The following is a 9,945-nucleotide window of genomic DNA, read 5'->3' as shown; positions in this document are numbered from 1 at the left end:
GGGGCGACCCCTCGCCTACTCGGACACACGCTCTACCTCGGCGTCCTTCGGGTCAGCCAAGCTCCGGGAACCAGAGGGCGATCTCGCGCGCCGCGGACTCCGCGGAGTCCGAGCCGTGCACGAGGTTCTGCTGCACCTTGGTGCCCCAGTCGCGGCCCAGGTCACCACGGATGGTGCCAGGGGCGGCGTCCGTCGGGTTGGTGGCGCCCGCCAGCGAGCGGAAGCCGGGGATGACGCCCTGGCCCTCGGCCACGACGGCCAGCACCGGGCCCGACATCATGAACTCGACCAGCGGGCCGTAGAACGGCTTGCCCTCGTGCTCGGCGTAGTGCGCGGCGAGCAGCTCGGTGGTGGCGTCCTTGAGCTGCACGGCCCGCAGCGTGTAGCCCTTGGCCTCGATGCGGCGCAGGATCTCGCCGGACAGGCCGCGGCGGACGCCGTCCGGCTTGACGAGGACGAGGGTGCGCTCGGCCACGGGCTGCGTCGAGGCCTCCGTGGGCAGGGTCTTCTCTGCGACGTCGGTCATGGAACAACCCTATCCGGGCTCACCCCGTGAGATGACCATGCACCTGCTGCCACACCAGGGTCCGGTCCGGCAGCAGGTGCATGGTCGATCGGGCTGCGGCTCAGCCCGCGTTCGGGGCCGTCTCCGGGTGGGCCGCGTCGTACTCCGCACGCTCCCGGTCCACCCGGGCACCGAGGCGCAGGGCGTAGAACCACAGCACCACGAAGACCCCACCGACCAGGAACATCATCGGCACCAGCAGGCCCATCGCGAGCACAGGGACCTGCGCGACGGTGCCCGCCGCCCGGCCGGCGGCCGAGCCCTGGGCACGCGACAGGATCAGGAGCACCACGGCCAGGACGCCGCCCAGGGCCCAGATCGCCGCGCTCGACTCGATCTGGAGCGGCCCGCGGCCGAACTCCGAGTTCCGCAGCCCCCACACCGCCAGCGTCGCGAAGATCACGACGAAGACCTCGAGCAGGAGCGTGGTCGACGTGAACTGCACCAGCGCGGACTTCTTGGGCTTGATGCGGTCACCGGGGGCGGGTTGGTCCTTGCTCACCGGACCAGGGTATCCGTCTCCCTGTCCCCGACGGCATCCCCGGCAGCATCCCCTGCGGCGCGGCCGGCGCCATCTCCCGCGGCGGCCTCGACGCTGTCCGCGGCGTTGTCCGCAACGCCGTCCTCCATGACCGCCTCACCGCGCGCGATCATGCCCGCCTCGTTGGACAGCTTGACCTCCTTGAGGAAGAGGGCGAGCACGAGGCCGACGGCGACCAGCGGCACGAGATACCAGAACGCCGGGGCCAGCGAGCTGGCGAACGCGTCGACCACACCGCTGCGGAGCGGCTCGGGAAGCTGGTCCACGATCTGCGGCGTCAGGCCGGAACCTCCGCCGGCGGGCGCCGCACCCTCCGGGAGACCGGCGAAGACACCCTCCAGGTTCTCCGACAGGCGCGACGTGAACACGGTGGTGAACGCCGCGGTGCCGACCGCGGCGCCGATCTCGCGGAAGAAGTTGTTCGACGACGTCGCGGTGCCCAGCTCGTGCGGGTCCACCGAGTTCTGCACCGCGAGCACGATGGTCTGCATGATCAGGCCCATACCGGCGCCGAGCACGAAGATCATCGCCCCGAACAACCAGAGGGACATCTCGCCGTCGATGGTCGTCAGCCAGATCATGCCGAGGATCGTGACGGCGAGTCCCACGACCGGGAACATCTTGTAACGGCCGGTCTTCGAGATCGCGATGCCGGAGGCGATCGAGGTGAGCATCACGCCGGCCATCATCGGCAGCATCAGCAGGCCCGACTCGGTGACGCCCGCGCCGCTCGACATCTGCAGGAACGTCGGCAGCATCGACATGGCGGAGAACATGCCCATGCCGAGCACCAGGCCGATGAGCGTCGTGATGGTGAACGTCCGGTTCTTGAACAGCCGCAGCGGGATCAGCGGCTCGGACACCCGGTTCTCGATGAGCACGAACAGGCCGACGACGACCGCCGTACCGATCAGCAGGCCGAGCAGCGTCGGGTCGGACCAGTCGTAGCCGTCGTTGCCGAGCGACTCCCAGCTCGTGAGCAGCACGATGCCGGTGGTGCCGAGTGCCATCGTGAGGATGCCGCCCCAGTCGGTCGGCCGGTTCGAGCGGTGCGAGGGCAGCTTCAGCGCGAAGTACGCGATGACCCACGCCGCGATGCCGATGGGCACGTTGATCCAGAAGGTCCAGCGCCAGCCGGGGCCGTCGGTGAGCCAGCCGCCGAGCAGCGGCCCGGCGACGGCGGAGATGCCGAACAGGGCGCCCATGGGGCCCATGTACTTGCCGCGGTCGGACGCCGGGATGATGTCCGCGATGATCGCCTGGGACAGGATCATCAGACCACCGCCGCCGAGACCCTGCACGGCCCGCCAGGCCACCAGCGACTCGAACGTCTGCGCCATGCCGCCGCCGGCGGAGGCGACGACGAACAGCGCGACCGCGACGAGGAACGGCCAGCGCCGCCCGTAGAGGTCGCCGAACTTGCCGTAGAGCGGCATCGCGACGGCGATGGCGAGGATGTAGGCGGTGATCACCCAGCCCTGGTGCTCCACGCCGTTGAGCTCGCCCACGATGGTGGGCATCGCGGTGCCGACGATGGTCTGGTCCAGGGAGGACAGGAACATCGAGGCCATCAGGGCCCCGAAGATCAGCCAGATCGTGCGCTGGTTGAGGACCACCAGCGGCTTGTCCGGCGCCGTGGTGACGGCATGACTCATGGAGGGTGCCCTTTCTGGGGAGGGTCTGGGGATCGGTCTGGGGATCAGGAGTCGAGGTCGTGCGCGACGACGTCGATGAGCTGCGCGACGGCGGAAGGCAGGTGGTCCGCGGGGTTGCCGGCGTACCCGGCGTGCTCCCAGGCGACGAGCGCGGTCCGGATCAGGAGCAGGACGAGCATCGTCAGCAGCTCGTTGTCGGTGCTGAACGGCGTGGTGGCGCGGCGGGCCTCGAAGAGCTCGACGAGCTGCTTCTTGTGCCGGTCCATCCAGATCACGTGACGCTGGAGCAGCCGAGGTTCCTGCTGCATGAGGTCCATGGCCCGTCGCACCCGGGCGTGCGCCTCCGCGTGCGGCGTCAGCAGCGACGCGACCAGGGCTTCCAGGTCGGAGAGCAGCCGGCCGGTGGGGCCGCCGTCGACGAACGCCCGGACGACGTCCTCCGACAGGCCCGTGTCCTCAGCGCCGAGCACGGCGTCGTCCTTGGACTCGAAGTAGTTGAAGAAGGTACGCGCCGACACGCCTGCCTCGGCGCTGATCATCTCGACGGTCACGGCGTCCAGGCCGTGCTGCGCGACGAGGTGCTGCGCCGCGTCGATCAGAGCGGCTCGCCGGGCGCGCTTCTTCCGCTCGCGCAGGCCCTGCTCGGCGGGCGTCCCCTCGAGAGCGGCGGCGAGCTCGCGCAGGTCCGGGCGCGGTTCGGCGTCAGTGGGCGCGGCTTCGGCACGCGAAGGAGTCGTGGGGGCCATGGCTCAATTCTTGCACCCCACGCAAAAATTCATCAACTGCAAAAAGTTGAGACGGCAGTCACACCTCGCCGAAGCCGGCGTGGATCATCTCCACCACCGTCGCCACCGCCTCGGCGGCCCGCTCCCCCGTCGCCTCGACGCGCAGCTCACGGCCCTGTGTCGCGCCCAGCGCCATGAGCTGCAGCACGCTGGAGGCGTCCACACCGTCGATCGTCACGGTGGCGCCGAGCTCGGCCACCTTGCGCGAGACCAGCGCCGCCGGCCGTGCGTGCAGGCCGAGCGGGTTGCGCACGGTGACGGTGCGCGAGCTCTCGGTCTCGCCGCCCGCCGCGCCGTCCGACGGCGGACCGCCCGCCTCGGACGACCGCGCCGCCTCCACCGCTGCGAACATCTGGACCGACGCGTTCGCCGACTCCAGGACCGTTGCCAGGTCCGCACCGCCGTGGGCCGTCACCGCCGCGGCGACGGCGCCCTCGACGAACGGCGCACGCGCCAGCACCACGTGCTCGGCCAGGGACTCGTCGAGCTCCAGCGCCGCCTCGACCGTGAGCACGGACGATCCGAGGTCGCCGAGCACCACGACGCCGCCGCCCGTGCCGCCCTCCGGAGTGCCGCCCTCCTGGGTGCCGCCCAGCGCGCCGACGCCGCCCGCCGCGCTGTCCGCGAGCGCCGTCAGGACGTCCCCGAGGGCCTTCTGGACCGCGTCGAGGGAGGTGCCGAGCCCGCCGTCGGGCCCGCCGCCCACACCGCGGATCAGGACGTCGGGCGCCATCTGCTCCGCGAGCTCCGCCGTGCCGCGGGCGAGCTCTGCGGAGTGGGAGACGAGGACCAGGGCGACCCGCGCCGTCATGCCGCGCTGCGGGGGTCGGCCGACGTCGGTCCCGAGAGGGCCGCTGCCAGCGCCGCACCCAGCACGAGCGCGGTGGACCGCGCGCCCGGGTCCTCGTGCCCCGCGCTGCGCTCACCGAGGTAGGAGGCTCTGCCCTTGGTAGCGATCATCGGGATCGTGCCGGTCGCCGCCTTGTCCGCGGTCTCCGCGGCGGCCCGCAGGACGTCCAGCTCGGAACCGCCGTCGTTCGCTGCGGCCTCCGCCGCGTCCACCGCCGCATGCCAGGCATCGACCATCGTCTTCTCCCCCACCGTCGCCTTGCCGCGCGAGGACACGCCCTCGAGCGCGGCCTCGAGCACGGCCACCACCGCGGGCGGGTCGATCTGCGCCCGGCCCGACACCTTGGCCGCCCGTAGGTACGCCGTGCCGTACAGGGGCCCTGCCGCGCCGCCCACCGTGGACATCAGCGTGGTCGCGACGAGCTTCAGGACGTCGCCGACCGTCCGCTCGTCGGCCGGCCCCGGCCCGGCGTCGTCGAGTCGTGCGACGACGGCCTTGAAGCCCCGGTCCAGGTTCTCGCCGTGGTCGCCGTCGCCGATCTGCCGGTCGAGCTCGGTGAGCTCGTCCTTCGCGTCCGCGATCGCGTCCGCCGTGCGGCGGACCCATCGCTCGGCCCAGTCCGCGTCCAACGCCATGTCCGGAACCCTTCGTGTCACATCGCCAGTCTCATTGCCAGGGTGCTACCACCGAAGTGCCGCGGTGGTCACCGGCGCGTCCCAGAGGGCCTCCAGCTCGTCGTCCAGCCGGAGGACGGTGACCGATGCCCCCTGCATCTCGAGGGACGTCACGTAGTTGCCCACCAGCGAACGGGAGACCGTGACGCCGCGCTCCTCGAGAAGGCGCCGCGCTCGACCATAGACCACGTAGAGCTCGGACAGCGGAGTGCCGCCCATACCGTTGACGAACAGCAACACTCGCTCGCCCCGGGCCAGGTCGAGGTCGTCCGCGACGGGCGTGAGCAGCATCTCCGTGACCGTGTCGGCGTCGGCGGCCGGGACCCGGCGGCGACCCGGCTCGCCGTGGATCCCTATGCCCACCTCGATCTCGTCGTCGCCCAGGTCGAAGCTGTGCCGGCCCACGTGCGGCACCACCGGGGCGGCCAGGGCCACCCCCATGGACCGCACGTTCGCGATGACGCGCTCGGCGACGGCGGTCACCCCGGCGAGATCGGCGCCCCGGTCGGCGGCGGCCCCGGCGATCTTCTCGACGGCGACGGTCCCAGCCACCCCGCGGCGGCCCGCGGTGTAGAGGGAGTTCTCGACGGCGACGTCGTCGTTCACGAGCACCGACGCGACCGTGACGCCCTCTGCCTCGGCGAGCTCCACCGCCGTCTCGAAGTTGAGCACGTCGCCCGTGTAGTTCTTGACGATCGTCAGCACGCCGGCCCCGCCGTCGGCGGCCTGGATCGCGGGCAGGATCTGGTCCGGGGTCGGAGAGGTGAACACCGCGCCGGGCACGGCGGCGTCGAGCATGCCGTCGCCGACGAAACCCGCGTGCAGCGGTTCGTGCCCCGAACCGCCGCCGCTGACCAGGCCCACCTTGCCGGTCACCGCGCCGCCCGCACGCACGACGAACACCGGTGAGGAGCTGAGCCGGACCAGGTCGGCGTGGGCGAGCGCGAAACCGGCCAGGGAGTTGGTCACGGCATCGGCGGGATCGTTCAGCAGCTTCTTCACTTCCGGCCTCCTCGCGGGGCTGTTGACCTGGCGCTGACGCCGGGCCCGCACACGTGTCCCCTGTAGTTCATGTAACACCAGAACGTCGTCGCGAGTACAGCGCTCGCCCCATTCGTTCTGGGTGCGACCGAAGCCGCTTCGTTGTGGGCGCGACCGGTGGTCAGCCGCGGCCGACCAGGATGCGCGTGTCCGCGACGGTGACCACGGAGCCCGTGACGAGGACGCCCGTGCCCACACCGCCGCCGTGCTCGTCGTTGGCCTCTGCCAGGTCGGCCGCGAGCTGCAGCGCCTCGTCGAGCCGGCCCGCCAGGTGCACGCGCTCCTCGCCGAACACCTCGCGAGCGACCACCGCCAGGTCCTCGGGGCTCGCCGACCGCTCGGAGGAGTTCCGGGTCACCACGACCTCCGCGACCGTCGGCTCCAGCACGGACAGCAGCCCCTCGGCGTCCTTGTCCGCCATGACCGCCACCACGGCGACCAGGTGCTCGAGGTTGAACGACTCCTCGAGCGCGTCCACCAGGGCCTCGGCGCCGGCCGGGTTGTGTGCGACGTCGACCACCACGGTGGGGCTCGTCCGGACGACCTCGAGCCGGCCCGGTGCTTCGACGTCGCCGAACGCCGCCTCGACGATCTCCGCGCCGAGCGCGCGGCCGCCGCTCATCAGCGCCTCGGTGGCCGCGAGCGCCAGCAGCGCGTTGTGGGCCTGGTGGGCGCCGTGCAGCGGCAGGAAGATCTCGGTGTAGACGCCTGCGGGCGTGCGCAGGTCGACGAGCTGGCCGCCGACGGCGACGCGCCGGTCCGCGACCTCGAGGTCGACGCCCTCGCGGATGAGGTGGGCGCCAACGGCCTGAGCTCGCGCGAGGATGGGCTCGAGGGCGGCGTCGCGCTGGTCCGCGATCACCGCGACGGCTCCGTCCTTGATGATCCCGGCCTTCTCGGTGGCGATCTCCTCGAGGGTGGAGCCGAGCCAGCGCTCGTGGTCCATGGCGACGGGCGTGATGACGGCGACCTCGCCGTCGACCACGTTGGTGGAGTCCCACGTGCCGCCCATGCCGACCTCGATGATCGCGACGTCGACCGGCGCGTCCGCGAACGCGGCGAACGCCATGACGGTGAGCACCTCGAAGAAGCTCAGGCGCGGTCCGCCCTGCTCCTGGGACTCGCGGTCGGCGACGCCGATGTAGGGGGCGACGTCCTCGAACACCTCGACGAAGCGCTCCTGGGTGAGCGGCTCCCCGTCGACGGCGATGCGCTCGGTGACGCTGGTCAGGTGCGGGGACGTGAACCGGCCGGTGCGCAGGCCGTGCTCCCTGACGAGGCGCTCGACCATGCGCGCGGTGGAGGACTTGCCGTTGGTCCCGGTGATGTGGACGGTCCGGAACGCCTTCTGCGGGTCGCCGAGGAGCTCGAGGACGCGTTGTACGCGGGCCATGGTGGGGTCGATGTCGTGCTCGGGCTGCCGGGACAGGATCTCCCGGTAGACCGCGCTAAGCGCCTCTTGGATGGCGGGGTCAGCGTTCTCGGCGCCACGGCTGGTGCCGCGACGGTTCTTGCGCGGGTTCTTCTGGGAGTCGTCCACCCTCAGAGGATAGTTTCGCAGGGCCTTGGTACCGAACCGGTGCCCTATCCTGCGGTGACGCACGATCCACCGCGCACGAGGAGATGCACGGGTCGTTTCGCGAGGACGACGACGGCTCGCGTCCCCCTAGGCTCCGGGGACCGGCTCCCACGGGCAGAGCACCCGGACGCCCAGGGGCGTGAAGTGGCGGAGGTTCCGGGTGACCACGGTCATCCCGTGGGCCTCGGCGACTGCCGCGATCTGGGCATCGTCGTACGGGGCGTGCTCCGGGACGGGGTAGCGGGCAAGGATCCGCGCGGCGGCCAGGTCGAACGGCAGGACACGGCCGGCGAAGCCGGGCAGGACCCGCTCCGCAAGCCATCGCCGCAGGACCGCTGCCTGGGCGGGGTCGGTCTGCTCCTTGCGGACGATGCCGCGCTCGATCTCCGCGACGGTCAGTGCCGTGACGTACTGGTCGACGAGCGGGACGGTGCGCGCCCAGTCCGCGACCGCAGGTTCGCGATCAGGACGACGCAGGGCGGAGACGACGTTGGTGTCCAGGACGTACATCAGAGCTCGGCGGTGCGGGCCGTCAGGCCCAGGCGCTCGGGCTCAAACTCGATGTCGTCGCTCTCGGGCATGGCAAGGTAGTCGACGATGCTCGTCGGTTCACCGACGAGGGCTTCCTCCATGATCGCGCGGGCCTCGGCCTCCATCGACCGGTGGTGCCGGGCGGCGCGCTCGCTCAGGACCGCCTTGGTCCCGGCGGGAAGATTGCGGATGAGGATCTGTTCCATGATGGCCACCTCCAAACGATATCGAGTTGATGATATCGCGCAAGTCAAGCCTACCGACCCGTACACAGCGAGTCCCCCGCACATCACGGGACGTGTTGCGGCCTTTCACCCGGTGAAGAACGATGTCACGGCACCGTCGGCCGGCGGTGCTCGGTCCATCAGGGGGAATCGGCAGCATGACGCGAAGCAGCACGGTACAGCGCGCGATCATCATCGGAACGATGGCCTTGGCCACCGCGCTCACCGTGCCGTCGACGGCTGCCACCACCGACGTCAGCCACGCCGGGTCGAGCAAACCCGAGCAGCTTTCCCCGGAGAGACAAGCGGCCCTCCAGTCCGCCGTCGACCATGCCGCCGACGCCGCCACGGAGCTCGCGTCGGTACCCGGCTTCGCCGGCGTCGCGGTCGACTACGGCTCCGCGAAGGTGACCGTCTCCTGGAAGGGCGAGGTTCCGCCGTCGATCAGCGAGCTGGAGGCCCAGGCGCCCGACGGCGTGACGGTGGACGTCGAGCCGGCGGCCCTCAGCGAGGCCGACCTGCGGGCGGCCAGCACCCGGCTGATGGACAGCCAGCGGGCACTGCGGGGTCCCGACGTCGTGATCGCCGCCCTCCCCGCCGAGAACCACGCCGGCCTCGTCGCCGAGGTCGGGCTCGGCTCGAGCCCGGCGCGGATGAGCTGGCTCGCGGGCAAGCTCGAACGCGCCGCGGGGGTCCCGGTCCGGGTGGAAGCGGTCAGCACCGAGTTCCGGCCCACCTCCACCACGCGGCGCAACGACGACGCGCCGTGGCACGCCGGCGGAGCCATGGCGTCGCGGGACGGGACCGACTACTGCACGACCGGCTTCCCGATCGTCGACTCCGCGGGACGGCACCGGATCATCAGCGCCGCGCACTGCAACAAGGGCGTGGGATCCGTCGTCCGCGACGGCGCGGGCGAGCCGCTGGGCAAGGTCACGCACCACTCCCCGGCCATCGACGCCCAGGCCATCGCACCGTTCGACAGCCCACGCACGTCACGCGCGGCGGTGTTCGGCGGTCCGTGGAACGCGACGCCCGCCAGCTCGCGCTACCGGTTCCCGATCGCGGGGGTGCAGCGGCCCGCCGTCGGGCAGGTCATCTGCGCCTCCGGTGCGGTGACCGGTGAGCACTGCGGCGCCCGGGTCCGCGCCACCAACGTCGCGTGGAGCTGCGGCGAGCGCACCTGTCACGGGTTCCGGGCGAGCCGGGACGACGGCGGCGTGGTGGTCGGCGGCGGCGACAGCGGCGGCCCGATCTACGCGGTCATCAACGGGCGGGCCTACGCCCGCGGCATGATCGACGGCGGCTCGAACCAGCGCAGCTGCGGTAAGACGTCGGTGTCCACGCGGTGCTTCTCGTACGTGTACGGCATCCCGATGGTGGACATCCTGAATGCCTGGGACGCGCGCCTCGACAGCTGACTGCGTCTCCGCGAGGTAGAGCGCCTGTCCGAGTCCCCCTGACACACTCAGGGCGACTCGGACAGGCGCTCTACCTCGC

General features: G+C 71.5%; 11 protein-coding genes. 1 reads left to right on the top strand and 10 read right to left on the bottom strand.

The annotated features are described in order from the left end of the window. Positions 1 to 52 precede the first annotated feature (52 nt). The 10 genes from ndk to ACFWE2_RS22190 all read right to left on the bottom strand — a co-directional run bounded on the left by ndk (position 53) and on the right by ACFWE2_RS22190 (position 8,427). On the bottom strand, positions 53 to 526 hold the full coding sequence (gene ndk / locus ACFWE2_RS22235; RefSeq protein WP_377226384.1) for a nucleoside-diphosphate kinase: 474 nt from the start codon (positions 524 to 526) through the stop codon (positions 53 to 55). Positions 527 to 626: 100 nt separating this feature from the next. Further along, positions 627 to 1,067 carry a DUF4233 domain-containing protein gene (locus ACFWE2_RS22230; protein WP_377226383.1) on the bottom strand — a complete coding sequence of 147 codons (441 nt, stop codon included), beginning with the start codon at positions 1,065 to 1,067 and terminating at the stop codon, positions 627 to 629. Then, a complete protein-coding gene (locus ACFWE2_RS22225) occupies positions 1,064 to 2,761 on the bottom strand; it encodes an MDR family MFS transporter (RefSeq protein ID WP_377226382.1) in 1,698 nt (565 codons plus the stop codon). Before ACFWE2_RS22225 ends, ACFWE2_RS22230 begins: the two co-directional genes overlap by 4 nt. Positions 2,762 to 2,805: 44 nt before the next feature. Then, positions 2,806 to 3,507 (bottom strand): TetR/AcrR family transcriptional regulator, encoded by a 702-nt coding sequence (locus tag ACFWE2_RS22220; protein WP_377226381.1) that lies wholly within the window; start codon positions 3,505 to 3,507, stop codon positions 2,806 to 2,808. 58 nt (positions 3,508 to 3,565) lie between these two features. Continuing rightward, positions 3,566 to 4,357: an HPr family phosphocarrier protein gene (locus ACFWE2_RS22215; RefSeq protein ID WP_377226380.1), complete on the bottom strand. Its 792-nt coding sequence runs from the start codon at positions 4,355 to 4,357 to the stop codon at positions 3,566 to 3,568. Continuing rightward, the gene (gene dhaL / locus ACFWE2_RS22210; RefSeq protein ID WP_377226379.1) at positions 4,354 to 5,031 is read right to left on the bottom strand and encodes a dihydroxyacetone kinase subunit DhaL; all 678 of its coding nucleotides are present in this window, start codon (positions 5,029 to 5,031) and stop codon (positions 4,354 to 4,356) included. Before dhaL ends, ACFWE2_RS22215 begins: the two co-directional genes overlap by 4 nt. A 45-nt stretch (positions 5,032 to 5,076) precedes the next feature. Continuing rightward, complete coding sequence (gene dhaK, locus ACFWE2_RS22205; protein WP_377226378.1) at positions 5,077 to 6,072, bottom strand: dihydroxyacetone kinase subunit DhaK; 996 nt, start codon at positions 6,070 to 6,072, stop codon at positions 5,077 to 5,079. A gap of 160 nt (positions 6,073 to 6,232) precedes the next feature. Then, positions 6,233 to 7,651, bottom strand: a complete 1,419-nt coding sequence (locus ACFWE2_RS22200; RefSeq protein WP_377226377.1) for a bifunctional folylpolyglutamate synthase/dihydrofolate synthase — start codon at positions 7,649 to 7,651, stop codon at positions 6,233 to 6,235. A 126-nt stretch (positions 7,652 to 7,777) separates the two neighbouring features. Then, a complete protein-coding gene (locus tag ACFWE2_RS22195; RefSeq protein WP_377226376.1) occupies positions 7,778 to 8,200 on the bottom strand; it encodes a type II toxin-antitoxin system VapC family toxin in 423 nt (140 codons plus the stop codon). Then, positions 8,200 to 8,427, bottom strand: coding sequence for an Arc family DNA-binding protein (locus ACFWE2_RS22190; RefSeq protein ID WP_377226375.1), 228 nt, complete (start codon positions 8,425 to 8,427; stop codon positions 8,200 to 8,202). Before ACFWE2_RS22190 ends, ACFWE2_RS22195 begins: the two co-directional genes overlap by 1 nt. 221 nt (positions 8,428 to 8,648) lie before the next feature. On the opposite strand from ACFWE2_RS22190, the gene ACFWE2_RS22185 reads away from it, so the two are divergent. After that, a complete protein-coding gene (locus ACFWE2_RS22185) occupies positions 8,649 to 9,866 on the top strand; it encodes a hypothetical protein (RefSeq protein ID WP_377226374.1) in 1,218 nt (405 codons plus the stop codon). Positions 9,867 to 9,945 lie beyond the last annotated feature (79 nt).

It is taken from the genome of Promicromonospora sp. NPDC060271, assembly GCF_042726755.1.
Classification (GTDB): domain Bacteria; phylum Actinomycetota; class Actinomycetes; order Actinomycetales; family Cellulomonadaceae; genus Promicromonospora.
This window is presented reverse-complemented; position numbering and strand designations above follow the sequence as displayed.